At 57.3% G+C, this 26,054-nt stretch carries 29 protein-coding genes; 3 read left to right on the top strand and 26 right to left on the bottom strand.

Annotated features, from left to right (window positions below; all coding sequences use genetic code 11):
* Positions 1 to 2 precede the first annotated feature (2 nt).
* The 3 genes from BN4275_RS03620 to malQ all read right to left on the bottom strand — a co-directional run bounded on the left by BN4275_RS03620 (position 3) and on the right by malQ (position 3,811).
* Entirely contained in the window at positions 3 to 2,039 is a 2,037-nt protein-coding gene (locus BN4275_RS03620; protein WP_066454032.1) for a ComEC/Rec2 family competence protein, read from the bottom strand.
* Complete coding sequence (locus BN4275_RS17515) at positions 2,036 to 2,209, bottom strand: hypothetical protein (RefSeq protein WP_187116816.1); 174 nt, start codon at positions 2,207 to 2,209, stop codon at positions 2,036 to 2,038. The genes BN4275_RS03620 and BN4275_RS17515 overlap by 4 nt, the downstream gene beginning before the upstream one ends.
* 117 nt (positions 2,210 to 2,326) lie before the next feature.
* A complete protein-coding gene (gene malQ / locus BN4275_RS03615) occupies positions 2,327 to 3,811 on the bottom strand; it encodes a 4-alpha-glucanotransferase (RefSeq protein WP_066454028.1) in 1,485 nt (494 codons plus the stop codon).
* Between the two features lie 268 nt (positions 3,812 to 4,079).
* Between malQ and uraA the strand changes: the two genes are divergently transcribed.
* Entirely contained in the window at positions 4,080 to 5,360 is a 1,281-nt protein-coding gene (gene uraA / locus BN4275_RS03610) for a uracil permease (RefSeq protein ID WP_066454025.1), read from the top strand.
* 91 nt (positions 5,361 to 5,451) lie between these two features.
* Here the strand turns inward: uraA and cysS are convergent, their stop codons facing one another.
* The 12 genes from cysS to BN4275_RS17185 all read right to left on the bottom strand — a co-directional run bounded on the left by cysS (position 5,452) and on the right by BN4275_RS17185 (position 17,283).
* Entirely contained in the window at positions 5,452 to 6,846 is a 1,395-nt protein-coding gene (gene cysS / locus BN4275_RS03605) for a cysteine--tRNA ligase (RefSeq protein ID WP_066454022.1), read from the bottom strand.
* Between the two features lie 94 nt (positions 6,847 to 6,940).
* Positions 6,941 to 7,627, bottom strand: coding sequence for a serine O-acetyltransferase EpsC (gene epsC, locus BN4275_RS03600; RefSeq protein ID WP_066454019.1), 687 nt, complete (start codon positions 7,625 to 7,627; stop codon positions 6,941 to 6,943).
* A 1,107-nt stretch (positions 7,628 to 8,734) separates the two neighbouring features.
* On the bottom strand, positions 8,735 to 9,313 hold the full coding sequence (gene pgsA, locus BN4275_RS03595; protein ID WP_066454016.1) for a CDP-diacylglycerol--glycerol-3-phosphate 3-phosphatidyltransferase: 579 nt from the start codon (positions 9,311 to 9,313) through the stop codon (positions 8,735 to 8,737).
* A 2-nt stretch (positions 9,314 to 9,315) separates the two neighbouring features.
* On the bottom strand, positions 9,316 to 10,638 hold the full coding sequence (gene rimO / locus BN4275_RS03590) for a 30S ribosomal protein S12 methylthiotransferase RimO (protein ID WP_066454013.1): 1,323 nt from the start codon (positions 10,636 to 10,638) through the stop codon (positions 9,316 to 9,318).
* Between the two features lie 10 nt (positions 10,639 to 10,648).
* Positions 10,649 to 10,819, bottom strand: coding sequence for a hypothetical protein (locus BN4275_RS17190; RefSeq protein WP_154018813.1), 171 nt, complete (start codon positions 10,817 to 10,819; stop codon positions 10,649 to 10,651).
* Between the two features lie 13 nt (positions 10,820 to 10,832).
* The gene (locus BN4275_RS03585; protein ID WP_066454011.1) at positions 10,833 to 11,420 is read right to left on the bottom strand and encodes a regulatory protein RecX; all 588 of its coding nucleotides are present in this window, start codon (positions 11,418 to 11,420) and stop codon (positions 10,833 to 10,835) included.
* A gap of 20 nt (positions 11,421 to 11,440) precedes the next feature.
* Positions 11,441 to 12,604 carry a recombinase RecA gene (recA, locus tag BN4275_RS03580; protein WP_079988041.1) on the bottom strand — a complete coding sequence of 388 codons (1,164 nt, stop codon included), beginning with the start codon at positions 12,602 to 12,604 and terminating at the stop codon, positions 11,441 to 11,443.
* A gap of 154 nt (positions 12,605 to 12,758) precedes the next feature.
* On the bottom strand, positions 12,759 to 13,214 hold the full coding sequence (locus BN4275_RS03575) for an ATP synthase subunit B family protein (RefSeq protein ID WP_066454009.1): 456 nt from the start codon (positions 13,212 to 13,214) through the stop codon (positions 12,759 to 12,761).
* A gap of 6 nt (positions 13,215 to 13,220) precedes the next feature.
* On the bottom strand, positions 13,221 to 13,739 hold the full coding sequence (gene coaD, locus BN4275_RS03570; protein WP_066454006.1) for a pantetheine-phosphate adenylyltransferase: 519 nt from the start codon (positions 13,737 to 13,739) through the stop codon (positions 13,221 to 13,223).
* Positions 13,740 to 13,745: 6 nt separating this feature from the next.
* Positions 13,746 to 14,378, bottom strand: a complete 633-nt coding sequence (rsmD, locus tag BN4275_RS03565) for a 16S rRNA (guanine(966)-N(2))-methyltransferase RsmD (protein ID WP_279323650.1) — start codon at positions 14,376 to 14,378, stop codon at positions 13,746 to 13,748.
* Between the two features lie 49 nt (positions 14,379 to 14,427).
* Positions 14,428 to 16,272, bottom strand: coding sequence for an excinuclease ABC subunit UvrC (gene uvrC / locus BN4275_RS03560; RefSeq protein ID WP_066454000.1), 1,845 nt, complete (start codon positions 16,270 to 16,272; stop codon positions 14,428 to 14,430).
* 21 nt (positions 16,273 to 16,293) lie between these two features.
* Positions 16,294 to 17,283, bottom strand: coding sequence for a hypothetical protein (locus BN4275_RS17185; protein WP_066453997.1), 990 nt, complete (start codon positions 17,281 to 17,283; stop codon positions 16,294 to 16,296).
* Positions 17,284 to 17,395: 112 nt separating this feature from the next.
* Here BN4275_RS17185 and BN4275_RS03550 point away from each other — a divergent pair, with 112 nt between their 5' ends.
* Positions 17,396 to 17,686 (top strand): hypothetical protein, encoded by a 291-nt coding sequence (locus tag BN4275_RS03550; RefSeq protein WP_066453992.1) that lies wholly within the window; start codon positions 17,396 to 17,398, stop codon positions 17,684 to 17,686.
* Positions 17,687 to 17,738: 52 nt separating this feature from the next.
* Here the strand turns inward: BN4275_RS03550 and BN4275_RS03545 are convergent, their stop codons facing one another.
* From BN4275_RS03545 to ylxM, 8 genes are all read right to left on the bottom strand, one after another.
* Positions 17,739 to 18,002 (bottom strand): HPr family phosphocarrier protein, encoded by a 264-nt coding sequence (locus BN4275_RS03545; protein ID WP_066453989.1) that lies wholly within the window; start codon positions 18,000 to 18,002, stop codon positions 17,739 to 17,741.
* Between the two features lie 229 nt (positions 18,003 to 18,231).
* Positions 18,232 to 18,975: a DUF554 domain-containing protein gene (locus tag BN4275_RS03540; protein ID WP_066453981.1), complete on the bottom strand. Its 744-nt coding sequence runs from the start codon at positions 18,973 to 18,975 to the stop codon at positions 18,232 to 18,234.
* Between the two features lie 8 nt (positions 18,976 to 18,983).
* Entirely contained in the window at positions 18,984 to 19,739 is a 756-nt protein-coding gene (gene trmD, locus BN4275_RS03535; protein ID WP_079988039.1) for a tRNA (guanosine(37)-N1)-methyltransferase TrmD, read from the bottom strand.
* Positions 19,732 to 20,241, bottom strand: a complete 510-nt coding sequence (gene rimM, locus BN4275_RS03530) for a ribosome maturation factor RimM (RefSeq protein ID WP_066453974.1) — start codon at positions 20,239 to 20,241, stop codon at positions 19,732 to 19,734. Before rimM ends, trmD begins: the two co-directional genes overlap by 8 nt.
* Positions 20,242 to 20,317: 76 nt before the next feature.
* Complete coding sequence (locus tag BN4275_RS03525) at positions 20,318 to 20,551, bottom strand: KH domain-containing protein (protein WP_066453972.1); 234 nt, start codon at positions 20,549 to 20,551, stop codon at positions 20,318 to 20,320.
* A 22-nt stretch (positions 20,552 to 20,573) separates the two neighbouring features.
* On the bottom strand, positions 20,574 to 20,816 hold the full coding sequence (gene rpsP, locus BN4275_RS03520; RefSeq protein WP_066453967.1) for a 30S ribosomal protein S16: 243 nt from the start codon (positions 20,814 to 20,816) through the stop codon (positions 20,574 to 20,576).
* Between the two features lie 74 nt (positions 20,817 to 20,890).
* Positions 20,891 to 22,282 carry a signal recognition particle protein gene (ffh, locus tag BN4275_RS03515; RefSeq protein ID WP_066453964.1) on the bottom strand — a complete coding sequence of 464 codons (1,392 nt, stop codon included), beginning with the start codon at positions 22,280 to 22,282 and terminating at the stop codon, positions 20,891 to 20,893.
* Positions 22,283 to 22,331: 49 nt separating this feature from the next.
* Complete coding sequence (gene ylxM, locus BN4275_RS03510; RefSeq protein WP_079988038.1) at positions 22,332 to 22,694, bottom strand: YlxM family DNA-binding protein; 363 nt, start codon at positions 22,692 to 22,694, stop codon at positions 22,332 to 22,334.
* 206 nt (positions 22,695 to 22,900) lie between these two features.
* On the opposite strand from ylxM, the gene cysK reads away from it, so the two are divergent.
* On the top strand, positions 22,901 to 23,827 hold the full coding sequence (cysK, locus tag BN4275_RS03505) for a cysteine synthase A (RefSeq protein ID WP_079988088.1): 927 nt from the start codon (positions 22,901 to 22,903) through the stop codon (positions 23,825 to 23,827).
* 54 nt (positions 23,828 to 23,881) lie between these two features.
* On the opposite strand, the gene BN4275_RS03500 is transcribed toward cysK, so the two are convergent.
* From BN4275_RS03500 to BN4275_RS03490, 3 genes are read right to left on the bottom strand one after another with little or no spacing between them, the layout of a single operon-like run.
* The gene (locus BN4275_RS03500) at positions 23,882 to 24,508 is read right to left on the bottom strand and encodes a hypothetical protein (RefSeq protein WP_154018810.1); all 627 of its coding nucleotides are present in this window, start codon (positions 24,506 to 24,508) and stop codon (positions 23,882 to 23,884) included.
* A 24-nt stretch (positions 24,509 to 24,532) separates the two neighbouring features.
* Positions 24,533 to 25,516 (bottom strand): alpha/beta fold hydrolase, encoded by a 984-nt coding sequence (locus BN4275_RS03495; RefSeq protein WP_066453954.1) that lies wholly within the window; start codon positions 25,514 to 25,516, stop codon positions 24,533 to 24,535.
* Positions 25,517 to 25,560: 44 nt separating this feature from the next.
* Positions 25,561 to 26,019: a hypothetical protein gene (locus BN4275_RS03490; RefSeq protein WP_066453950.1), complete on the bottom strand. Its 459-nt coding sequence runs from the start codon at positions 26,017 to 26,019 to the stop codon at positions 25,561 to 25,563.
* Positions 26,020 to 26,054 lie beyond the last annotated feature (35 nt).

Below are 26,054 nucleotides of genomic sequence, written 5' to 3'. Positions count from 1 at the left end.
TTTTATTTCCTTTCGGTCCGTTTGACCGTAATCACTGTGCTGTTAAAATACCGGCTGTTCTCCGCAAGCTCCACGCCAGGCGCCAAGATGATTTCATTGCGCGCGTTGATGAGCACGTCCGCCGCGAACGGCTGCTGCTCAAAGGCTTTTACAAACCGCAGCCCACCGGCTTCAAACGAAAGATGCCGCGCGCTTTGCCCGTCCGCTTGCACCCGCACCGCTCCAAACAGCGTTGCATCAAAACCATAGACGGCATCCAGCCCGCAGGCCGTCTCAACCGGGAACGCCTCGATCAGCAGATTGGCCGGATTGCCATAGAGGTCGTCGTCTTTTTGCAGGACAAAGAGGCTGATCTGTTTGACGCCCCTATCCAGCAGGAAGGTTTTCAAATTGCGCGCGGCCCAGACGCTCTTCGGCGCGCCGATGACAGCGGCCTGTTTTCCGTAGGCCAGCGCAATGCTATCTCCGTTTTTATCCACGGCGATTTCAAGCGCGTCGCCCCAAAGCACCGCGTGCGAACATGCGCCTGCAAGCAGCGCCACGCCCATCAGCGCGGCGGCATATCGTTTGAGCGTCTTCGGGGAACGGGCGGCCCAGAGCAGAATGCCTAAGAGCAGCGCGCCCGCCATCCACAGGACAAGGTATCCGTCCCGCACCGGGACCGCGGAAAACGGCAGGGCTGCCCAGGTATCGGAAATGCGATTGATCCACCGCACCGCAATTCCGGCAGGCAGGCCAAGCAGCCGCGCAAGTGGATAAAGCGGCGGAAAGGACGCAAGAAATCCTGCGATGAGCCCACATCCGAGCGCGAACGGCGCAAGCGGGAGGATCAAAAGGTTCACAACCGGGGATACGATCGAAACCTGTCCGAAATTCCAACAGAGGATGGGCAGCGTGAGCAGGCTGGCGGAGAGGGTGGTGCATACCGCCTGCAAAAGGGCGAACTTCACGCGGCTTTCTTCCGCCAGCTGATAAGCCGGACAGCGGAACATTTTTCCGCAGCACCAGTCGGTCAGCGGATGCAAAAATGCCGCGATACCCATCGTCGCGAAATAGGAGAGCTGTAAACTCAGGCTGAATACAGCGTACGGGTTCCAGATCAGAAGCAGGATCACGGCCAGCCCAAGGGAATTGAGCGAATCCGGATCGCGCCCGAAGAATCCGGCGCACCTGCAAAGCAGTACCATGATTCCCGCCCGCATGACCGACGGGGAAAATCCCGCGAGCCCCATGAACGCCAGAACACAGAACAGAACCGTCAGGCCGCGGGCCCGCCGCGAACAGCCGAACGCCGCCAGGAATGCTTCGAGCAGACCCGCGAGGATCGCAAGGTGCAGGCCGGAAACCGCCAGCAGGTGCGAAATGCCGGTGCGGGAATAGCTGTAGCGGATTTCCGGGGAGATCTGCTCGGTTTTGCCGACGACCATCCCGCCGAGCACGCTTCCCTCCATGCCGGGCAAAAGACCGGTAAGATTTTCAAAAACCCTTTGCCGGTAACGGGAAAGCAATACCCAAAACCGCGTGTCGGATTCCGGCAGGCGTTCAAAACCTCCGGAAAGATACCCTGTAAAGGCCAGATTTTGCGCCAGCAACGCCATGGGCCGGTCAGAAGTCCTGGAAAGGTTTCCTGTACATTTTACCACATCGCCCACCCTGACATCAAGTGCGCCCGGCACCGAGAACCGCACCCGCAGATTGCACAGCCCTTTCGGCAGGTCCGGCGCGGTCAGCAGGGTCACCGAAGCGGATGCGGCATAATCCTCGCATTCAACCACCGTCCCGCGCAGCGTCTGTGCCGTCCCGTCATACCGTTCCTGCGGAGCGACAGCCGCGGCATGGTGGAGCATCACGCCGCACATACACGCACAAAAAGCCGTCGATGCGGCATAAGCCCACAGCGGCAGCTTCCCGATGAAGATGCAGAGGACGAGCAAAGCGGCTCCGGCAATGGCTGGGATCAGCGGGTCACTGCCTGTGGACAGCACAAGGAACACGCTGAAAAACCAAATGAGCCCGCCGATATGGAACGCCCGGTTCATTCGTCCGGAAGTTCGATTTCGCCGTTTTGCTTTTTAAATTGTTCGACCAGCTTGCGGATCATAAAGATGAGCTGGCCGTTGGCGCTGCGGCCGTAATAGCCGCAGACATAGCGAAACTCCCGCAGCAGTTCCTCGTCAATGCGCAGGGAAAAACTCTTTTCCTTTCCCATGAAAACACCTCATAACAGCATTCATATGAGCCCATTTTAATTTCATTATGCAGTCAAAAATCAAAACAGGCCCATTATGGGCCTGTTTTGATTTTTAAAGTATCAGAATGTGAGGCATCACAGCGTCGAACGCTGGTAAAGGCCGCTCATCCGTTCGATCTTTTCCGCGAGCTGTCCGGTCAGCATTCCCTTTTGCAGCCGGAACTGCCAATTGCCGCCCAGTGTCGACGGCGTGTTCATCCGCGCCTCGCCGCCCAGCGCCAAAAAGTCCTGGATCGGCGCGACCGCAAGCTCGGCCACACTCGCCCATACGGTATGAAGAATCCCCCAGTTGACCCCTTCGGATTCATTCAGCCGCATGTAATCCGCCGCGTGCTGCCGGTCCTGCGGCGCGAGCGCCGTTTCCCACCAGTGCATCAGCGTGTCGTTGTCATGCGTGCCGGTATAGATAACGCTGTGGCGCACATGGTTGTGCGGTAGGTAGACATTATCCCAGTTCGAATCGAACGCGAACTGTAAAATCTTCATACCCGGGAAACCGGTTTGCCGGAGCAGCTCGTAAACATCATCGGTCAGAATGCCCAGGTCCTCCGCAATGATCCGGCTCTTTCCGAGTTCCTTCTCCGCCGCCGCGAACACCGCGCGGCCCGGACCTTTTTCCCAATGACCGCCCTTTGCGTCCGCATCCCCGAACGGCACCGCATAAAAGCCCGCAAAGCCCCGAAAATGGTCGATCCGCACCATGTCGCACACCGATGTGACCATCCGGATACGTTCGATCCACCAATGGTAACCCGTTTCTTCATGCACCTTCCAGTCGTAAAGCGGGTTGCCCCAGAGCTGGCCGTCCGGCGAGAAATAATCGGGCGGCACGCCGGCGATAAAGACCGGTTTGCGGTCCTCATCCAGCCAGAAAAGCTCCGGATGTGCCCAGACGTCCGCGCTGTCCGCCGCCACGTAGATCGGCAGGTCTCCGATCAACTCGACGCCGTTTTTGTTTGCATAGGTTTTCAGCGCAAACCACTGGGTGAAAAACAGATACTGCACATAAACCCAGAAGTCGAGATCCTCCACGCATTCCAGCCGGGCGCGTTCGAGCGCGCCCGGTTCGCGCAGGCGCAGCCCGTCGTCCCATTCGCTCCATGCGCGGCCGCCGAACCGGTCCTTGAGCGCCATGAACAGCGCGTAATCCTCAAGCCAGCCCCCCTGCCTGCGCCGAAATTCCGCAACCGCTTTTTCGTCACGGGCAAAACCGCGTTCAAACGCCCGGCGCAGGACGGAGAACCGGTTTTTATAAAGCTTCTCATAGTCGGTACAGGCGGGATCGTCCCCCCAGTCAATGCCTTCATACTCCTGCTTTTCGAGCAGCCCGTCCTGTGTGAGCAGGTCAAGATCGATGAAATACGGGTTGCCCGCAAAGGTGGAAAAGGACTGATACGGACTGTCGCCGTAGCTGGTCGGCCCGAGCGGCAGAACCTGCCAGAAACGCTGGCCCGCCGTATGCAAAAAGTCCACAAAATCAAACGCTGCCTGCCCGATCGTTCCAATCCCGTAATCGGACGGCAGCGAGGAAATATGCAGGAGGATTCCACTGGCTCTCATGAAAACACCTCATCAGTTTCAGAAAAACTCATATTAACATTAACATATATATTCCGCGAATGCAACAGGAAATTCCCGTCCGGGATGAATTCCTACAAATCCGGCATCGTCCCTCCGGATGTCCGACAATCTTTGTGTAATTTTGACTCTTTCCGCGAAATCGATGGTTTGTTATAATAAACAATAGTGTATCCGGGGGTTGTCGTAAAAGGCAGATCCTCCTGTTTGCGGCGGTTTGTGTTTTGATTAAAATAAGAGGAGAATGTGTATGAGTACAAAAAGAATCATCGGTATCGACGAGCGTCCGCCTCTGGGGCAATTTATCCCGCTGAGCCTGCAGCATATGTTTGCAATGTTCGGCGCATCGGTCCTGGTTCCGATCCTGTTTGGCATCAACTCTTCAATCGTCCTGTTCATGAACGGTCTGGGGACGCTGCTCTTCATCGCGGTCACCAAGGGCCGTGCTCCGGCCTATCTCGGATCTTCGTTTGCATTCATCGCGCCTACCCTCTACCTGATCGCCAATCACCCGGCGGGCTTTCGCGCGGCGCAGGGCGGATATGTGGCGGTCGGTATCGCGGGCTGTATCGTGGCCTTCATCATCTATAAATGCGGAACCAACTGGATCGACGTGGTGCTGCCGCCCGCGGCTATGGGCCCGGTCGTCGCGCTCATCGGCCTGGAGCTTTCCGCGGAAGCTGCCAAGACCGCCGGTATGATCGTCAACGAGTCGAATCCTGCGATCGATCCGCGCGCGGTTGTCGTATTTCTGATCACGCTGGGCGTCGCGGTTTTCGGGCAGGTGCTCTTCCGCGGCTTTCTCTCGGTCATCCCGATCCTCATCGCAATCATCGCCGGCTATGCCGCGTCCTATTTTGCGGGGATGGTCAGCTTTGAAGCGGTCCTGCAGTCGGATTTCTTCGTTATCCCGAATTTCCAGATGCCGGTTTTTGACGGCGGCGCCATCATGGTGATGATGCCTGCCCTTCTGGTCATCCTGTCCGAGCATATCGGGCATCAGGTGGTCACCAGCCAGATCGTCGACCGCAACCTGATCAAGGACCCGGGCCTGCATCGCTCGATCTTTGGCGACAACTTCTCCACCGCGGTTTCCGGTATGCTCGGTTCGGTCCCAACCACCACCTACGGCGAAAACATCGGCGTCATGGCGGTCACCAAAGTATACAGCGTCTGGGTCATCGGCGGCGCCGCGATTTGCTCGATCATCCTCTCGTTCGTCGGTCCGATCGCCGCGCTCATCAACACCATCCCCGGCGCAGTCATCGGCGGCATCTCCTTCCTGCTCTACGGCATGATCGGCACCTCCGGCCTGCGCATCCTGGTCGACCAGCGGGTCGATTACGGCAAATCCCGCAACCTGGCGCTCACTTCGGTTATCTTCGTCACCGGTCTTTCCGGCATCGCGATCGATATGGGCAACATCCAGCTCAAGGGCATGGCGCTGGCTTGCATCGTCGGCATGTTTATGAGCCTGATCTTTTATATCTTCGATAAATACAACCTCACCAACGACAAAGAGGAAAACTGATTCGTGCATCACAGGGAAGGCCGATATACTTCCCCATGGGCACCGATCCGATAAGGAAAGCCGCCGGCTGATGCCGGCGGCTTTTTTTCACTTATTTGCGCGACCACTGGACACCCTGCGGGGTGTCCTTGAGGACAATGCCCATTTTGCTCAGCTTGTCGCGGATGGCGTCCGCTCTGGCAAAATCCTTTGCCTTGCGGGCGGCCTGCCGGTCGGCGATCAGCGCTTCAACCTCACTGTCGAGTGAATCGGCCTTTCGGTTATAAAGCAGGCCAAGCACGCCGGTCAGCTCATCAAACTTCGCGATCGCGTAGGAAACCGCTTCCTTCGAGCGCGTCTCAGTGAAAAAGCTGTTGATGTCACGCGCCAGCTCAAACAGCGCGGCGATGCCATCAGCGGTGTTAAGGTCGTCATCCATCGCTTCGACAAACTGTGCAATGCGGTTGTCAGCTGCTTTTTTGAAAGTTTCCTCCCCTTCGGTGGGCGCGCCGCACGCGTTTTCCAGCGCAAAGTCGAGATTGTCACGGCAGTTGTGGAGCCGTTCGAGCGCAGCCTTGCACTGCTCAATCACCTCAAGGTTATAGTTGATGGGGCTGCGGTAATGCGCCTGCAGCATCATAAATTTAATCGGCTCGTAGCCAAACTTCTCCGCAACCTCGCGCACGGTAAAGAAGTTACCGAGCGACTTGCTCATCTTGCGGTTGTCAACGTTGATGTAGCCGTTGTGCATCCAATAACGTACATATTCCGCGCCTGTGCAGCATTCGCTCTGCGCAATCTCATTTTCATGGTGCGGGAAGATGAGATCCTGCCCGCCGCAGTGGATGTCGATCGTTTCGCCCAGATGGCGGCGGATCATCGCGCTGCATTCGATATGCCAGCCGGGACGGCCCTCTCCCCATGGGGAAGTCCAGCTTGGCTCGCCAGGCTTGGCAGCCTTCCAGAGGACGAAATCGAGCGGGTCCTCCTTGGCCTCGCTCACATCAATGCGGGCGCCGCTTTCAAGGTCCTCAAGCGGCTGATGCGAGAGCTTCCCATATTCGGGAAACTTGCGGGAGCGGAAATACACACTGCCTTCGTGCGCATAGGCGTAGCCCTTCTCCTCCAGCGACTTGACCATATCGATGATCGTGTCAATATTTTCGGTCGCGCGCGGATGGATATTCGCCGGGCGGATTCCGAGGCCTTCGGTATCGGTCAGATATTCTTTGATGTAACGCTCCGCGACTTCCTTAACGGTGATTCCTTCCTCATTCGCCTTGTTGATAAGCTTGTCGTCAATGTCGGTGAAATTCTGGACAAAGGTAACGTCATAGCCGCGGTATTCCAAGTAGCGGCGCAGCGTGTCGAACACGCAGATCGGGCGCGCGTTGCCGATGTGGATGAAGTTATAGACGGTCGGGCCGCAGGCATACATTTTGACCTTGCCCGGCTCAATTGGGATAAATTCCTCTTTCTGACGGGTGAGTGTGTTGAAAATTTTCATCGGTTTCGTCTCCTTACGTTTTCAAAAAGTCTCGTCAAAATCCGGCCGGCCGGATGGAATCCTTCTTTCCAAAGGATTCCATCCGCCGCGCCGGTTATTCGTCCAAAACGGCGGCCATCTTTTTTTCCGTCTGCTCTCCCGCGTCCCCGTCCTTTTCCAGTTCCCGGATACGCTTTTCCAGTTTGTCAATTTTAAACTGCAGCTTGCAGAGCTCCTGCGCGACCGGGTCGGGGATGTGCACATGGTCAAGCCCGACCGGCTTGCGCCCCGCCACCCGCACCACACGTGCCGGGACCCCCACCGCAGTCGATTCGGCGGGGACCGATTCGAGCAGCACGGCGTTGGCGGCGACCTTCGCGCCGTCCCCAACCGAGAACGGGCCGAGCACCTTCGCGCCCGCGCCAACCGTGACATTTTTGCCAAGCGTCGGATGGCGCTTGCCCTTGTCCTTGCCGGTACCGCCCAGGGTCACTCCCTGATAAATGGTGCAGCCGTCCCCAACCTCCGCGGTCTCTCCGATAACGACCCCCATGCCATGATCGATCAGCACGCCGGTGCCAATCTTTGCTCCGGGATGGATTTCGACGCCGGTCAGAAACCTGGCCGCCTGGCTGACCACACGGGCGGAGAGAAAGTGTTCGTGTTTATAAAGCCAATGGGCCGGGCGGTGCAGCATAATCGCATGCAGGCCGGATGAAACCAGCACGGTTTCCAATGTGCTCCGCGCCGCCGGGTCCCGGTCTTTGACCGCCTGTATATCCTTTTTGAAAGTTTCAAGCATAAAGGCAATTCCTCCTTGCAGATGATGAAAAACCCGCCTTCGTCAGCCCACAGGACAAACGAAGGCGGGATAAATCCGCGGTTCCACTTCGATTTTTTACTCGAAAGCCCTTAACGCGGGCGACACGCATTCCCCTACTGAGAAAAATCCGTTCGGGTGCAGTGCTGACGGGTGCACTTCCCACACGCTTTCTGCTGGACGCGTTTTCAGCCGACGGCGCGTCCTCTCTGTCGCAGGATTGCGCGGGTACTTCTCCCGCTCATCGCATCGATATTCATACGGGACCCCATAGGGGCCCACAACAGTATATGCAAAGGATACCATAATCGTCCACTTGATGCAAGTGTTTTTCCCGAAATCCCACGCTGTATTTTCCTACGCGCGCCTGGGGATCTTTTGCGCCTTCCAGTCGCCCGGGTTTTTGCGCGTTTCGCCGCGTGCACGGGAATCAAGCGGCCTCGCCGCTTGAGAATCACTAACGCGTTTCGCCGCGCCCCACGAGTGCCTTTCTTGTGCGCACAAGAAAGGTACCAAAGAATGCGCTCAAGGGGCTAGGGGCTCGCTTCCCGGCCTATGGGCCGGAGCGGACTTCGGACGCTCGCTCAAAGGGGGCGACGCGCCGCCTTTGGCGGCGGATTTGTTGCAAGGAGTGCCTGCGGCACAATAGCCCCTCAAGAAAGCCCGCAGACGCCTTGCCAAGACCTGCGCCGCAAGCGCTCCCAATGAAACGGTCAGCTCAAGACTGATGGTAAAGCTTCGCGCTCCCAGGTCATGGGCCGGTTGAAAAACCGTGTGGACACAGCGTAATGCGCGGCCCGCAGGGCCGCGCATTCAAAATCCATTTGTCCTTATTCGGCGCAGCCGGTTTTCGCAACGGTTGCGAAAACTCGTCCCGCGCGTCATTGCGAAGCGCGCGCGGCTCACTTCGTGGAATCTAAGCAGATTGCGCGCCGTTTCTGCCGCAGGCAGCTTTCACGGCGCGCATGGGGCCGCGGGGTGTCCCCGCGTGTCCTTCTTTGGTGACTTTCTTGGACAAGCAAGAAAGTTACCCTGCGGAACAATCTCCGGGCGCGGCGAAACGCGCAAAAATACCCCTGCACGGCGCAGTCAGCGGATGTCGTCAAACAGTCCCCGGTTCTTCCAGATGTAATTCCAGCCCGAAAGCAGGGTCAGCACCACCACGACCAATTGCAGCACCACGTCGCCGATGAAGAACTGCACCGAATAGGAATGCGGAGACGGCGGAAGAATGTCCCAGGTGACCCACATCGCAAACAGCGTATAGAGCACCCAGATGATCTGGAACACAGTCTTAAGCTTGCCAAGCTTGTCGGCGGCAATGACCGCGCCATGCTCTGCGGCAATCAGCCGCACCGAAGTGACCAGCAATTCCCGCGCCAGGATGACAAAGACGCCCAACGCCGAGGCACGCCCGAGCGGGATGAAGCAGATGAGCGCCGAAAAGACCAGCAGCTTATCCGCGAGCGGGTCCATCAGCTTGCCGAAATTTGTGACCAGCCCATCACGGCGGGCGATGTTTCCGTCAAGGTAGTCGGTAAACGACGCCGCCCCAAAGACTGCCGCGGCCCAGAGATAGCGCCACGGGATCGCGTCCGCAAACATAAAGATCAGAAACACCGGAATCAGCGCCATGCGCAGCACGGTGAGCTTATTTGGCAGGTTCATAATCAGTCGATCGCCTTTCCACGCAGGTCATAGCCGACAACCCCATCGATTGCGACCCGCACATATTCTCCGGGCGCATATTTTTTGCGCCCGCTAAAGTAAACTTTGGTGTCAATGTCCGGCGCGTCCATATAGCTGCGCCCATACCAGAATTTTTTCTCGCGGCCTTCAACCGCCACTGTGAGCGTCCTGCCCACCTGGGAAAGGTTGAACGCTTCCATGATACCGTACTGCTCCTCCATCACGATCTGCGCACGGCGTTCCTTCACCTCCGGGTCGATCTGATCCTCCATCTCGCCCGCGGGGGTATCCTCCTCCTGCGAATAGGCAAAGCACCCGAGCCGCTCGAATTTCACCTTCCGGATAAATTCGCACAACTCTGTAAACTCTTCTTCCGTTTCGGTCGGAAAGCCGGTGATCAGCGTGGTGCGCAGCACGACGCCAGGCACCTTCTCCCGGATCTTTTGCATCAGCGCCGCGAGGCTTCCCGCGTCGCCGCGCCGGTTCATCAGATTCAAAATCCGCCCGCTCACATGCTGGATCGGGATATCCATATATTTGACGATCTTCTCCTCCGCAGCCATCGTTTCGAGCAGTTCGTCGGTGACCCGGTCGGGGTAGCAGTAAAGTACCCGCACCCATTTGACCCCGTCAATCCCGCAAAGCCGCCGCAAAAGCTCCGGCAGCATCAGCTTTCCATAGAGATCCTCACCGTACCGGGTGGTGTCCTGCGCGACCACGTCAAGCTCGGTTACGCCGCGCGAAACCAGCCGCTTGGCCTCCTCCACAACCTTCTCAATCGGCCGCGAGCGGAAATGCCCCCGGATGAGCGGGATGGCGCAGTAGGCGCAGCGGTTGTCGCAGCCATCCGCCACTTTGAGATAGGCAAAGAACGGCTCGTTCGCGAGCACCCGCTCGCCCTCGAGCGGCAGGTCGTCCTTCTCCCCGAACGCAACTGTCTTTTTACCTGCGAGCGCGTCCTCGATCGCGGTTATGATATCCGCGTTGCGTCCGATTCCCAGCACCACGTCAGCCTCCGGGATCTCCTCAGCAACCTGCTCGCGGTATCGCTCGGCCAGGCATCCGGTCACGACGACCGCCTTCACCTTCCCCGCATCCTTCATCTGGCAGAACTCCAGAATCGTTTCGATGCTCTCCTGTTTCGCGGCCTCGATGAAGCCGCAGGTGTTGACGATGACCACGTCGCAGCATGCCGCATCGGCGCAGATTTCATAACCGCCTTTCACGATCATCGCAAGCAGCAGCTCCGCGTCGACCTGGTTTTTCGAGCAGCCCAGGGATACCATCCCCACTTTTACAGCCATATTTTTTCTCCTAACCCTGCATTTTATCCGGCATTTCTTCATTTGCCTGCTCCCGCTTCACAAGGGCCTCCAGCCGGTCAAAACGTTCATCAATATGCTCTTTGAGCAGGCTGTAGGTGATCTTCGCCACCAGGATGATGAAGGCTGCCGGAATCAAAATCACCGAAAACGGGATTTGCATAAGCCTTCCTCCTTCAGTCGTAATCTTCCCGCCCGCCGAGCGCTTTGCGCACGTCGGCGGCGCAGTATCCCATCCGCAGCATCGCCGCAAAGGCGCGCCGCTTCACCTTTTCGTCCTCCCAGGCAAGCGGGTACTTCTTTTCGATCAGTTCCCGGATGCGCACAAGCGGCGCGTCCGGCAGCAGCGAAACGGCAAATTCGATCTGCTCGTCCGCCAGTCCCCGCTGCCGCATCTCCTGCCGGATACGGATAAGCCCGTACCGTTTGCGCTCGTAAAGGTCGCGCGCGAACCGCTCGGCGTAATCGCCGTCGTCCACCAGTCCCAGCTCCTCCATCCGGCCGACCGCCAGCGCGGCGCTCTCCTCGTCCACATCCCGCAGGAGCCGCTCCTTGAGCTGGCTCGCGGTATATTCCTTGTACGAAAGATAGTGCAACGCCTTCTCCTTCGCTTTTTTGAGCTGCGCTTCGCCAACCAGTTCCGCAAGCCTTTCGGGATCAATCTGCATTCCGGCCGAAAGCCCCGACGCCGCAAAGACGTCGGGGTGCATGCTCATACAAAATTCGCCGTCCACATAGAGGGCGATATTTCCGCGTTTTGTCATTCTAACCGCCGTGACAGTCATCACTCGTCATCGGTCTCCACATCAATATTCACCTTCGGCGCATCCGTTCCAGCCGCCGGCGCCGGTTCCACCGCCGCGCCAACCTTCACCGGCTTCTTGCCGCCGGAAGCGGTCTTTGCATTCTTGAGCAGTTTGTCGGCGTTATCCCGCACCTTCGCTTCGATCTCAGCGGCAAGCTCCGGATTCGCCTTGAGGTATTCCTTCGCATTGTCGCGTCCCTGTCCGAGCCGGGTTTCGCCGTAATTGAACCACGAGCCGCTCTTCTGGACGATATCGAGCTTTACGGCAAGATCCAGGATTTCTCCGACCTTCGAGATGCCGGTGCCGTACATGATATCAAATTCCGCCTCTTTAAACGGCGGGGCGACCTTGTTTTTGACCACCTTGACGCGCACCCGGTTTCCGATCATCTCGGTGCCGGTTTTGAGCGTTTCAATCCGGCGCACATCGAGCCGCACCGACGCATAGAATTTCAGCGCCCGTCCGCCCGGTGTGGTTTCCGGATTGCCATACATGACGCCGATTTTCTCACGCAGCTGGTTGATGAAGATGACCACGCAATTCGATTTTCCGATCGCACCGGTCAATTTCCGCAGCGCCTGGCTCATCAGGCGGGCCTGCAGGCCCACATGGCTGTCGCCCATCTCGCCTTCGATTTCTGCCTTGGTGACCATCGCCGCAACCGAGTCGACCACCACCACGTCAACCGCGCCCGAACGCACAAGCGCCTCGCAGATTTCGAGCGCCTGTTCGCCGGTGTCCGGCTGCGAAACGAGCAGTGAATCGATATCCACGCCGAGCGCCTGAGCATAGACCGGATCGAGCGCGTGTTCGACATCGATAAAGACGGCCGCGCCGCCAGCCTTCTGCGCTTCCGCAGCGACATGCAGCGCGACGGTGGTCTTACCGGAGCTCTCCGGCCCATAGATCTCGACGATGCGTCCGCGCGGGACGCCGCCGATGCCGAGCGCGATATCCAGGGAAAGCGAACCGGTTGAAACCGCCTCCACATTGAGGGTGCTGTCCTGGCCGAGCTTCATCACGGCGCCCTTGCCGAACTGCCGCTCGATCTGGCCGAGCGCCGTCTCCAGCGCTTTCTGCCGTTCCTCAGCGGACACATTGGATTTTCTGGCCCCAATCGGCGCCGATTTCTTCTCTGCCATTGCACTCATCCTCCATTGTTCATGTCCTAAACCTAGACTCTATTATACATGCCCGGCGGATAAAAAGCAAGCGAATTCGAACGTTTGTTCTTCTTTTCTGCAAAAAAGAACGCCGCTTTGCACGCGGCGTCCCTGCATGATAAATCTGATCTCTTTATTTCGCGGTGGCGTTGCGGAACGCCTGCCGGGTCGCTTTGATTTCGGTCAGCGACTTGACGAGCACTTCCTCCGTTTTGAGCAGGCAGTTATCAGAAAATTCCTGCGCGGCCTGGCGGATTTCGCGGGACTTGAGCTGCGCCTGCGAAAGGATTTCGGATGCCTTGGCCTGCGCGGCCTTGGTGACCTCCTCCTGCGCGATGAGCTGGCGCGCGCGGTCCTCCGCCTTGCGGACGATCTGGTCCGCTTCCTTTTTGGCGCTTTCGATGATCTCGGTGCGGTCGGAAACGATCGCCTTGGCCTGTTTGATCTCAGCTGGGATATTCAGGCGGATATCATCGATCAGATCGCGCACCTTGTCAGCGTCCACGACGCACCGCCCGCCGGACAGCGGCAGGCTCCACGAACGGTCGAGCAATTCGTCAATCACATCAAGAATTTCATCAATATTCATTGGAACTCATCCTTTCGCATGTTTGTCGGTTTTGGATTCATCCATCGGGCACAGGCGTTCCCGGATCTGCCTCAGGACACAGCGTGGAACAAAATCGCTGATGTCTCCGCCGAAGCGTGCAATCTGCCGCACAATACTCGACGAAAGATACATATTGTCGCTGTTTGGGGTCAAAAACACCGTTTCGGCATAAGGCATCAGCTTTTTGTTGGTGAGCGCCATCTGGAATTCATAGTCAAAGTCGGAAACTGCCCGCAGGCCCTTGACGATTGCGACTGCCGACCGTTCCCGTACATAGTCTACCAGCAAACCGCTGAATTTGTCAACTTCCACGTTTGGAATGCCTTCAATCGTTTTCTTGATCATCCCCACCCGTTCATCCAGCGTGAAAACCGGATTTTTGTCGGGGTTCGCGCTGACCACCACAATGACCTGGTCAAACAGGATGCTGGCGCGGCGGATGATATCCTCATGGCCCTTGGTGATCGGGTCAAAACTGCCCGGGCAGATTGCGGTACGCTGCATAAGCTGTCAGTCCTTCCCAAAGTTCTGATGCCGGTAGGTCGTGATCTTCGCTTTCCCGTAGCGGTAGGTTTTGTAAACCAGAAATTCGCCCGCTGATTCGGGCAATTCCTCATTGCGTTCGGTTTCGCAGACAATAATACCGGTTTCGTTCATCTTCTCTGCGAGCCTCGGCAAAACCGCGTCGATCAGCTTCTGCCCGTAGGGCGGGTCGAGAAATGCGATATCAAAGCGTTCGGCTGCCGACTGCAAAAAAGCGTTCACATCCATCGCTGCAACACGTGCCTGCGCGGCGAGTTTTGCCGCGGCAAGGTTGCGGCGGATGACCTCCTGCGCCGCGCGGGAGGTGTCTACAAAAATACAGCTCTTCGCGCCGCGCGAAAGCGCCTCGATCCCAAGCTGTCCGCTGCCCGCGAACAGGTCGAGCACCATCGCCTGCTCAACTTCAAAATGCAGGATGCTGAAAATCGCTTCCTTGGCCATATCGGAAGTGGGACGGGTGGTGAGCCCCTCCGGGGCCTGCAGCCGCGTCCCGCGTGCGGTACCGGTAATTACTCTCATCTGGTTCTCCTTTTGCCGATTGTTGCATCTATTATGGCTTTTTTTGTGGATTTTGTCAACTTGCTGGGAATGCGTCCCCAAACATGGGGCACGCCTGCGCAGCCTGACGAAAAGGTCTGGAAAACGGCTGTCACTCCGCTTCGCTTTCCGCGTGCAGAAAGGCGTACAGCCGTTCGGCGGCGGGCCTGGTCATCCCCTTCACCGCCGCGAGCGCGTCCGCGTCCGCAGCCTTGATCGCCTTAATCGTCTTGAAGTGCTTATAAATTTCCGCCGCGCGGGACGGTCCGATCCCTTCGCACTGGGTGAGGGTCAGTTCAAACGAATTCTTTTGATGCCGCGCGCGGGAGAATGTGACCGAATAGCGGTGCACCTCATCCTGGATGGTCGAAACCAGGGTAAACGCGCTGCGATGTGAGGAAATCGCAATTTCGCCGCCGGTTTCCGCGATGGCCCGGGTGCGGTGCTTGTCGTCCTTCACCATGCCGAACACCGGCACGCCAACGCCCATCTGGCTGAGCATCGGGACGATCGTTCCGACATGTCCCTTGCCGCCATCGAGCAGGATCAGATCGGGCAGCCGGTCGAACGCCTCGTCCTGTTTGTCCGGATCAAGATACCGTTCGAACCGCCTCTGCAGCACCTCCGACATGCTCGCGTAGTCGTCGGTGCCCACGACCGTCTTGATCGTGAATTTGCGGTAGCATTTGCGATTTGGCCGCCCGTTTTCAAAGACGACCATGCCGCCGACCACCGTGTCGGAACCAATGTTCGAGATGTCATAAGCTTCGATATACGCGGGCGGTTTCTCCAATCCCAACAGCCGGGCCAGCTCGTCGAGCGCGGCGACCTCCTTGCCGGTGCGCTGCACCTTCTGGGAAAGTCGCTCGGCCGCATTGGTGCGGGCCATCTCGACGATTTTGAGCTGTTCGCCGCGCTTGGGCACACGGATTTCCACCTTGTGGCCGGCCTGTTCGGAAAAGAGCCGCGACGCAATCTCGATGTCCTCAATCCCGCCGTCGAGCTGGATTTTTGAGGGGATCTCCTGCCGGGTGGTATAATAACGCAGCAGAAATTCCAGCCGCGCCGCATCGAGGTCATCGACCGGGCCGAGCAGGAAATCCTCCTTGTCCACCAGCCGCTCGTTGCGAAATTTGAGCACAACGGCGCAGGTGTCGTTGTCGCTGCGCTGCAAAGCAATCACGTCCTGATTGGCGGTTTTGACGAAAACCACCTTCTGGGATTCGGTGATCCGGCCGATCGCGCGGATGCGGTCGCGCAGCTGCGCGGCCTTTTCGAACTGCATATTCTCGGCGCACTCGTTCATCCGCTCGGTCAGCTTCTCGATGCTCTGGGTGCTGCCGCCCTTGATGTAGTCGATCGCCTGCTCCAAAATCTCATTGTATTCCGCGAGCGAAACCTTCCCGCGGCAGACGCCCATACACTGCTTGATGTGGAAATTGAGGCAAGGCCTGCCCTTGCCGAATTCCTGCGGGAATTTGCGGTTGCAGGTCGGCAGGCGGAAAGCGCGGTTCGCTTCGTCGACCGTCTCGTTCACCACAAACGAGGACATGTACGGCCCGATATACTGCGCGTCCGGGTCGTCCTGCTGGAAGGTCTGGCGAATGCGGGAAAATTGCTTCGGCGCGATCTTGATATAGCTGTAGCCCTTGTCGTCCTTTAAAAGGATGTTATATTTTGGGGAATGCAGCTTGATCATGCTGCATTCGAGCACGAGCGCTTCGAATTCGCTGTCGGTGACGATATAATCGAAATCTTCGACATGCATCACCATCTGATAAACCTTCGGATGGTGTTTTTCGATCGCGCGGAAGTAACTGCTGACGCGGTTCTTGAGCGCCTTGGCCTTGCCAATATAGATGATTTCCCCGGCTTTGTTCTTCATGATATAAACGCCGGGCAGGAGCGGCAGCTTGTGCGCCTTCTCGGCAAGGAATGGGATTCTTAAGTTTTCCACGGAAAGCTTGGGCTCCTTTCCTCAGAATTTATGATGCCCCAAGGAGGGCTTTAACTTTCTTATTTGTCCAAGAAAGTCCTCAAAGAAGGTCACGCGGGGGATTGCGCCCTTCGCGCGCCCGGAGTTCTTGCGCCCTTCGCGCGCCCGGAGTTCCTTTCTTGCTTGTCCAAGAAAGGAACCAAAGAAGGACACGCGGGGACACCCCGCGGCCCCATGCGCGCGATTTCGTTGCCTGCGGCAAAGATCGCGCGCAATCTGCTCAGACGAGACGAAGTGCGCCGCGCGCGCTTCGCAATGACGCGCGGGACGAGTTTTCGCAACCATTGCGAAAACCGGCTGCGCCGAAAGCGGACAAATGGATTTTAAATGCGCGCAAGCGCGCTGGGAGCGTGAAACGCCGGCTTCAGCCCTGAGCTGACCGTGTGTTGGGAGCACTTGCGGAGCAAGTTTTGGCAAGGCGTCCGCGGGGTTTCCAAAGGGGCGGCTAGCCACTTTGGCGTGTTCTTTCCCCCATTTCTTGCACGAACAAGAAATGGGGCCCGGGCGCCTGGAAGGCGCATAATTGTGCACGCGACGAAACGCGCAAAAGGCAAATAGCGCTCGACTTTTGGCGCACAATCGTTTATAATTTTTGTAGGCCAAAAGTAAGGAGATGAGCCATTGCCTGAAAAGAAAAAGATGGGTCGCCCAACCGACAGCCCCAAAATCCATCAGGTAAAAGTCCGCCTGAATGAACAGTCTTACAAAATTCTTATGGCATATTGTGAAAGAAACCACAAGAGCATCGCGGAGGGATTGCGCGATGGGATTGACCGTCTCAAAGAAAATCTTTAAAAACCCTTGATTTTTGGACCCCATTAATTTAAAATAATATTGGGGGCCAAAAATATGGAGGTGAAACGTTGGCCGAAATGAAAAAAATGGGTCGTCCAACAGATGGACAGAATCAAACGGCTTTATGAGGACGAAACAGACTAAAAAAAGAGAAGCAGCCAACATCCCTAAATGCACGCCGCTTCTCCCCCACGCCCGGTTCCGAAGAACCGCTCGCATAAATATTATACACTGTGCGCTGCGTTTTTTCAAGCTGGACGTGAAATTTCTGACAGAAAGGATTTTTCTCATGCCAATCGACATAAACGCCAACAGCTTTGCGGAAAATTTCAACCAGTGCTGCACCATCTCCAGCGCCCGCAGCCTGCCGGACCACCAGGATGACGACGACTTTCGCGAGGCCCGCGCGGAATGCGATACGCTTTACCGGCTGATTGCGGAAAAGCTCGGGGAGGAACGCCTGCTCATCAACCGCTTCGACGCAGCCAAAAATGCCGCCGGCGGCCTGCGCGAACCGCTGATTTACCGGCAGGGCTTTCAGGACTGCGTTTATCTCCTGCGCTGGATCGGCGCGCTTTAGTCTATGCAAAAAGCCCCGTTACAAATTGTAACGGGGCTTTTTTCGTACGAACTTACTCTGTGAAACCGGACTCGACCAATTTTACCAGTCCTTCGACAGCAACCTGCTCATCCGAACCGTCAGCGATGATGCGGATGTTGGTGCCGCCGACGATCCCAAGCGACAGAACGCCAAGAAGGCTCTTCGCATTGACGCGGCGCTCCTCTTTCTCAACCCAGATGGACGACTTGTACTCATTCGCTTTCTGAATAAAGAATGTTGCCGGGCGGGCGTGCAAGCCTACCTGATTCTGAACGGTTACTTCTTTCACAAACATTTCAATACTCTCCTATTTCTAAGTATAGATGTAAACGGTATTAAAGGTGATGCTACTATTATAGGCGCATTTTAAAAAAGCGTCAACGTTTTTTACAGGTGTTTTAAAATTTACAGGCTTTTTCTGCTTGTTTCCCATATGGGTCACAGACAGAACAGAGTGGATTGTGCAAGTTCACCATAAAGTTTTCAACAATTATAGCAACATACCTGTAAAGCCGGACGGAAAATCACGAAAAAAATGGAATTTGGTTGGTAAACTGCAAAAACCACGGATGCACCATATGGTACAGGATCGGCACGAGCAGCGCTGGCAGCAGGTTGGCGGTACGGATATTGGTAAATTCCAAAAAGTTGATCCCGATACACATCACGATCGTATACCCCACCATACAGATGCTTGTGCGCACGTCCGGCGTGAGCAGCGGCTTGAGAAACCCTGCGAACAGCGTGATTCCCCCTTGATAAACCAGCACCGGGATAAACGAGAACACCACGCCGAAGCCCAGCGTCGAGGCCAGGATGACCGCGCAGATGCAGTCGAGCATCGCCTTGATATAAAGGGTCTGGCTGTCGCCGTAAAGTCCGTCGTTGAGCGCGCCCACAATGGCCATGGCGCCGATGCAGAACACGAGCGACGCGTTGATGAATCCCTTCGCAAAGCCCTCACGGCCGAGCTTCTCCTCAATCCGCTTGCCGCCGCGCACCAAAGCGCCATCGATGTCCCAGATTTCCCCGAGCACCCCGCCGACGACCATGCTTGCGATGAGCAGCAGCGACCCATCCGCGGAAAGGCTTCCGTCCGTCTGCACCGTGACCATCGAGGTGATAACCCCCTCGATCCCCACGATAAAAACCGCCAGGCCCAACAGCTTCATGGCGGTCTGCTCCACCTTTTCGGAGATTCCGCGCCGCAAAAGCAACCCCGCCATCCCGCCGATGATGATTGCGATCGAATTTACGATTGTTCCCATACGATTCCTCACCCGTCGTCAATGGAGCCATCTTCCCAGCCAAGCGTGCGCAGATACCATTTATCTTTTTCGTTGAGCTGGGCGGTTTTCAACAGCTCCGGCCGTTTCTCATAGGTATTTTTGAGCGACATTTCCCGCCGCCAGCGCGCGATCGCCGCGTGGTTGCCGTTCGTGATGATCTCCGGCACCGCTACCCCGTGCCAAACGGCCGGTTTCGTATACTGCGGATATTCGAGCAGCCCGCTCCAGTGGCTCTCCTCCATAAAGCAGCTCTCATCGGCCAGCACGCCCGGACAGAGCCGCCCCACGCAGTCGCAGAGCACCAAGGCGGCCAGTTCGCCGCCGGTGAGCACATAATCCCCAATCGAGATTTCCTCGTCAACAATCTCGTCGAGCACCCGCTGGTCGACCCCTTCATAATGCCCGCACATCAGGTAGAGGTGCTCCATTTTCGAAAGCTCGAGCGCCCGCTGCTGGGTGAGGGTCCTGCCCTGCGGCGAAAGATAGATCACATGCGGTTTGCTGCCGCGCGCTTCGCAGGCGGCCTGCCAGGTGCGGTACATCGGGTCGGCCTGCATGAGCATCCCTTTGCCGGGGCCGTAGGGCGTGTCGTCGACGTTGCGGTGCTTATCCACCGTGTAGTCCCGGATGTGCCAGCAGCGGATGTCCAGATATCCCGCCTTGCACGCGCGCCCAATGATGCTTTCGCCCACGACCGTTTCACACATCTGCGGGAACAGGGTCGCGATATCGATCTTAATCATCGAACAGCCCCTCCAGCGGACGGATTTTGACGATGCCCGCGTCCAGGTCGCGTTCGAGCACCACGCTCGGGATCGCCGGCACCAGCCGTTCGGTCCCCTTTTCATCCTTCAGGCAGTAAACGTCGTTTGCGCCGGTCTGCATCACGTCGTAAATTTCCCCATACGCCGCGCCGGTGTCGATATCCGTCACCACGCACCCGATGAGATCCTGCACGAAGGATTCCCCTTCCGCAAGCTCCACATCGTCCCGGTTGACATAAACCGTGCGGCTACGCAGCTTCACAGCGTCCTCCACCGTGTCCACGCCCGCTATTTTGAGAACCACCACGTTTTTATGGGCCCGCGCGCGTTCCACGGTGAACGGTTTTTCGCCCCGGTCGAAATAGAGGGTTTCGAAATCCGTGAGGAAATCCGGCCCGTCGCACCAGGGCTGCACCCGGACTTCCCCCTTGATCCCATGGGTGGTCACGATTTTCCCACATTCCAAAAACTGTTTTTTCATCGTTTGTTTCCTCTTCTGCGGCTCCCTGAAACCGGGCCGCGGGTAAGAAAAAGGGAGCTTCACGCTCCCCTTTGTCTTAGTCGATTTCGACGGCAACCTTCATTTCGGCTTTGTTCGCCGCCGCGCGGACCACGGTTCGGATTGCCTTGGCAATTCTGCCCTGCTTTCCAATGACACGGCCCATGTCATCCGGCGCCACGTGGAGGTGATAGATGATGATCCCCTCCTCGTTGGGCTCGTCCACTGTGACATTGACCGCATCCTTGTCTTCCACAAGGCCGCGTGCGATTGTGACGATCAGCTTATCCAAAACGATTTACCTCCACGCTCAATCAGAGCACGCCTTCGATTTTGAGCAGCGCTTTCACGGTATCGGTCGGCTGGGCGCCGTTCTGAATCCATTTCTTCGCCTTTTCCGCGTCAACTTTGATCACCGAAGGGTCCTTGGTCGGATCATAAGTTCCGATCTCCTCAATGAATCTGCCATCTCTCGGATAACGGGAATCCGCAACAACGATACGGTAGAACGGAGCCTTCTTCGCACCCATTCTTCTCAGTCTGATTTTAACAGCCATGTATGTCACCTCCTAATAAAATGTAAGGGTAAGCAAAATTTATGTCCTCCGGCTATGCCGGGATTGACCAGTTTTTAAAACGGGAACCCGCCCGGCGGCATCCCCATGCCGCCCATACCGCCCATGCCCGCGAACGGGTTGCGGCGGCGTTTGCCCTTTTTGGTGCCCTTCCCGCCGCCAGACACCGCCTTGTAGAGCTTCTGCATCTGCTCGTACTGCTTGATGACCCGGTTGACATCGGACACATCAGTGCCGCTGCCGGCCGCGATACGCCGTTTGCGTGAGGGATTGAGGATGGCAGGCTTGGTGCGCTCGGCCAAAGTCATCGAATGGATGATCGCTTCAACCCGTGCGAGTTCCTTTTCGCCCTGTTCAGCGTCCTCGTCCTTAATTTTCCCGGCCACGCCCGGGAGCATATTCATCACGGATGACAGCGGCCCCATCTTTTTGAGCTGCTGCATCTGTTCGAGCATGTCGTTTAAATCGAAGCTGTTCTGCTTGAGCTTCTCGGCCATCTGGGCGGCCTGTTTCGCGTCAAAGTCAGTCTGCGCCTTCTCGATCAGGGTGAGCACATCTCCCATGCCCAAAATCCGCGACGCCATGCGGTCCGGATAGAATGGCTCCAGATCCGCGAGCTTTTCGCCCATGCCGACAAACTTGATCGGCTTTCCGGTGACCGCGCGCACCGAAAGCGCCGCGCCGCCGCGGGTATCGCCGTCGAGCTTGGTGAGGATCACGCCGTCAATGCCCAGCGCCTCGTCAAACTTCGACGCCACATTGACCGCGTCCTGTCCGACCATCGCGTCGATGACCAGCAGGATCTCATGCGGGCCGACCTCGGATTTGATCGCTTTGAGTTCGCCCATGAGCGCCTCGTCGATGTGCAGCCGTCCGGCGGTATCGAGGATGACCAGGTCATTGCCATGGTCCTTCGCGTGTGCAACCGCCTTTTTGGCAATCTGCACCGGGTCTCCCTGCCCCATCTCAAAGACCGGCACGCCCGCCTTCTCCCCGACGACCTTCAGCTGGTCGATCGCGGCCGGACGGTAGACGTCGCAGGCGACGAGCAACGGACGTTTGCCCTGCCCTTTGAAATGGAGGGCCAGCTTGGCCGAATGGGTGGTTTTACCGGAACCCTGCAAGCCGCACATCATGACGATGGTCGGCGGGTGGCTCTGGAAAGCGATCCGCGCGTTGGTTTCCCCCATGAGAGCGGTCAGCTCGTCATTGACGATCTTGATGACCATCTGCGCCGGAGTGAGGCTCTCGAGCACTTCGTCGCCCACCGCCTTGGCGGTGACGTTCGCGACGAACTCTTTGGCGACCTTGTAGTTGACGTCCGCTTCGAGCAGGGCAAGGCGCACTTCGCGCATCGCGTCCTTGATGTCGCTCTCTTTCAGCTTGCCTTTCGAGCGCATCTTTTTAAAAACGGCGGAAAGCTTGTCGGAAAGTCCTTCAAACGCCATACGGTCACCACCTTTCATCGAAAATAATACTTTATGTATAAATCGGAGATTAATCGTTGATGCTGTTTGCGATCCGGATGATCTCGTCGGTGCGCTCGGCAATCTCCTTATAGGTGCCGAAACGGCTGTTATGTTCACCGATAAACCGTGCGTCCTCCGCGATGCGGTCAAGCCCGTCCTGGATCAGCCGGAACTTCTTGGCAAGGCCGAGCCGCGCTTCGAGGTCGAGCAGGATGCCTTCGGCGCGCTTGATAGAATCCCGCACGCCCTGGCGGGTGATTCTGCTGTGCGCGGCGATTTCAGCAAGCGAGAGGTCCTCGTTGTAATAGAGCTCCACGACATCGCGCTGTTTCTCGGTGAGCATTTCGCCATAAAAATCCAGCAGCACGGAAATTTCAAGATTTTTGGCCATGATCCCGCCTCCTTAGTGTAAAGCAATTTTCTTTACACGTTCCCTCTTGTGGTATTATACCGGATGTACAGGCCTATGTCAAGGCCTTTTTCTTTACAAGACAAAATCTTTTTAGATCCCGCTTTTTTCGCCGGAAAAAGTGTTGTATAATAAAACCGGAAAGCTTGTCAGCTTATTTTAACCGACAACCGGAAGGAGTGATTCCCCTGAACATCAAAAACGACCTCACACAGCTCATCGGCGGCACGCCGATGATATATCTGACCAATTACAGCGCCAGCCTTGGGCTGCCCGTCAAGATTGCCGCAAAGCTTGAATATTTTAACCCTCTCGGTTCAGTCAAGGACCGCGCCGCCTTTGCCATGATCGCGGACGCTGAAAAACGCGGGCTTGTGAATAAGGATACCCTGATCGTCGAACCCACCTCCGGCAACACCGGAATCGGCCTTGCCTTTGTCTGCGCGGCACGCGGTTACCATCTGGTGCTCACCATGCCCGAAACCATGAGCAAAGAGCGCCGCACCCTGCTGGCGGCCCTGGGCGCCGATCTCATCCTGACCGATGGCACAAAAGGTATGCAGGGCGCGATTGACAAAGCGCATGAAATCGCCGCCCAACCCCCCAATTCCTTCATCCCGCAGCAGTTTAAAAATCCCGCCAATCCGGCAATCCACACCGCCACCACCGCCAAGGAAATCCTCATGGACACCGACGGACAGATCGAGCTGTTTGTCGCCACCTTCGGCACCGGCGGAACCGTCTCCGGCGTGGGACGCGCGCTCAAGCAGGCCAATCCCGCTGTCAGGGTCGTTGCGGTCGAACCGGCCGAGTCTCCGCTTGTCACCGAGGGCCGCTGCGGTCCACACGGCATCCAGGGCATCGGCGCCAATTTCGTGCCGGAAAACCTCGATCTTGATGTGATCGACGAGGTGCTCGCCGTCACAACCAGGGATGCCTACGCCGCCTGCCGCGCCGTCGGAAAACAGGACGGCCTGCTGGTCGGGATCAGCTCAGGCGCGGCCATTCAGGCCGCCGCCGTCCTCGCGCGGCGCCCGGAAAATGCCGGCAAGCTGATCACCGCCCTGCTGCCCGACACGGGGGAACGCTACCTCTCCTCCGGCCTCTACGAATAAGCAGAAAAACAGCCCCGGAAAAGGCAGCGCCTTTTCCGAGGCTGTTCATTTTTCTCACTGCGCCGGGCCGTACGCGGGTGGAGGGCCGGAAATCCGCGGCCGCGCGCCCAGTGGTTCTTTCCCGCCCAGCAAAAACAAGAATACCGGCTGGTAAAGCGGCACGAGAAGCCCCAGCGCCATATGTAACACCGCGCGGTTGCGGTCCATGTATTTCTCATAAAGGCTGAAATTTACAAGGGCGGTCAGCGCGCCTTTCACCGCGCCGGCGGCGATCAGGAACAGAACAAAAGCCCCCCAGAACAAAAGAATCGTGATAAACAGGCCGGCCGGCGGAGTATCCCGCTCAAAGGCCGGGATCATCTGCAGGAACATCACCACAAAAAAGATCACGTAACCAATAACGACCGCCGCGCTTTCCACCAGCGGAACAATCACCATCCAAAGCCCAGGGCTGCGGATGACGCGCCGCCCGACTGGGATCTCCCCTGCAAGCGAACCGTGCAGATAGCTGCGCGCGTACGGGATGAAGGCAAGCCAGCCGTTCGGCGTACCCAGCGACTTTGCGATCCCATAAAGGCCGAAGCTGCTGAGCAGGTAGCCAGCCAGCACCCCGACCGCCATCCCGCCGAAAATAATCAGGTTGATAAGCAATGGTAAAAAGCTCCATGCCGCTTGATCCATAGGCGAAATCCTCCGTTCGAATGATCAGGGCTCCTGCCGGTCGTAATCCTCCGGCAGCTGCTCCTGCGGCGCCTGCTCCTGCGGGACAAGATGATCGTCCAGCCAGGACAGCACCTCGCCGAATACCTCTGCCCGGTTCTGCTCATTGAGCATCTCATGCCGTCCGCCGTCATAGAGGATCAGCTCCACATCCGAAAGGCCCGCCTTCAGATAGCGTTTGTAAACCTGAGTGGGGCCTTTCCCGTATTCCCCCACCGGGTCCTGGGCGCCTGAAAAAATGAGAACCGGCATCCGCTTGTTCACCGCGCTGAACGTGCGTTTCTGATTCGCGCCGGAAATGAGTGTAAACAGGTCTCGGAAACCCGAGGCTGTAAATACGAAACCGCATTCCGGATCATCGACAAACCGCCGGACCATCGCCTCGTCGCGGGAAAGCCAGTCAAACTTGGTTTTGGCCGGTTTGAAGCGTTCGTTAAAAAGCCCGAACGCCAATTTATCAAGGTCATGGTCGGCAAGCAGACCTTCGCGCCGCGCCGAAACGGTTGCCATCTGTACTGCGGCGTCGACCTTGAGCCCTCCGCGCGCGGTGCCGCTGAGCACCAGCCCGGCGATCGTCTGCGGGTATCGGGAGGCGTAAAGGCGCGCGACAAACGAGCCCATGCTGTGCCCCAAAAGCACCGTGTGCTCCGGGCCGGGGATTTCGGCATGAAGGATCTTGTGAAATTTATATTGATCCTCAACCAGCGCGCGCCATCCGTCGCGTTCGGCAAAGTAGCCGTACCGGCCATTGTTTGAGCGGCCATGGCCGAGCTGGTCGATGCCCGCCGCGGCATAGCCGTGCTGCGCCAGAAAGCGCATAAATTCATGGTAACGGCCCATATGTTCGGCCATGCCGTGCACGATCTGGACAATGCCGCGCGGTTCCTCCGCCGGGATATAAAGCCATCCGAACAGGCTGGAAGCGCCGTCGGCGCTTTTAAACTCGATCTGTCTGACTGTGATATTCATGCGTATCTATCCTTACTTCCCGGCGCGGGCAAACCGTGCGCCGGTCACTGATTTTGCGCGTTTGCAAAAAGGGAACGGGCTTCCATCAGCGCGTTGTGATAATCCCGGTCGGCCACCTCATGCAGCTCCCCTTTTTTTGTCACAGTAAAAAATTTGACATTCTGCAGGGTTTTCCACATCCGCACCAGGATGGAATCCTCGTTCTGCGGCATACCTGTGATGGCATTCACCACATGGTTTTCCCGAATGAAATGCACGATCGCGCTCTGCGGGTTGTCGGAAAATTCCACCGTCATCTGCGCGCCGTATTCCTTCGCAACCCCGAACAGGTGCTCCAAGGCGGCGGGATTGGTCTGCGCGCCGGTTTTCATCACGCTCAGGACGGTCAGCGCGGTCTGGGAAAGATCCGCGATCACGCGGGCCGCTTTGATGATTCGTTCGCACTCGAACTGGTCGGTGACCAGCACAACGGTTGTGTAGACGGACTGTGTACTGCGGCTCATGGCATACTCCTTTAGTATCTATCTGGAAACAGATT

This window comes from Anaerotruncus rubiinfantis (assembly GCF_900078395.1).
Classification (GTDB): domain Bacteria; phylum Bacillota; class Clostridia; order Oscillospirales; family Ruminococcaceae; genus Anaerotruncus; species Anaerotruncus rubiinfantis.
The sequence above is the reverse complement of the archived record's forward strand: the minus strand, read 5'-3'. Positions and strand labels throughout refer to the sequence as shown.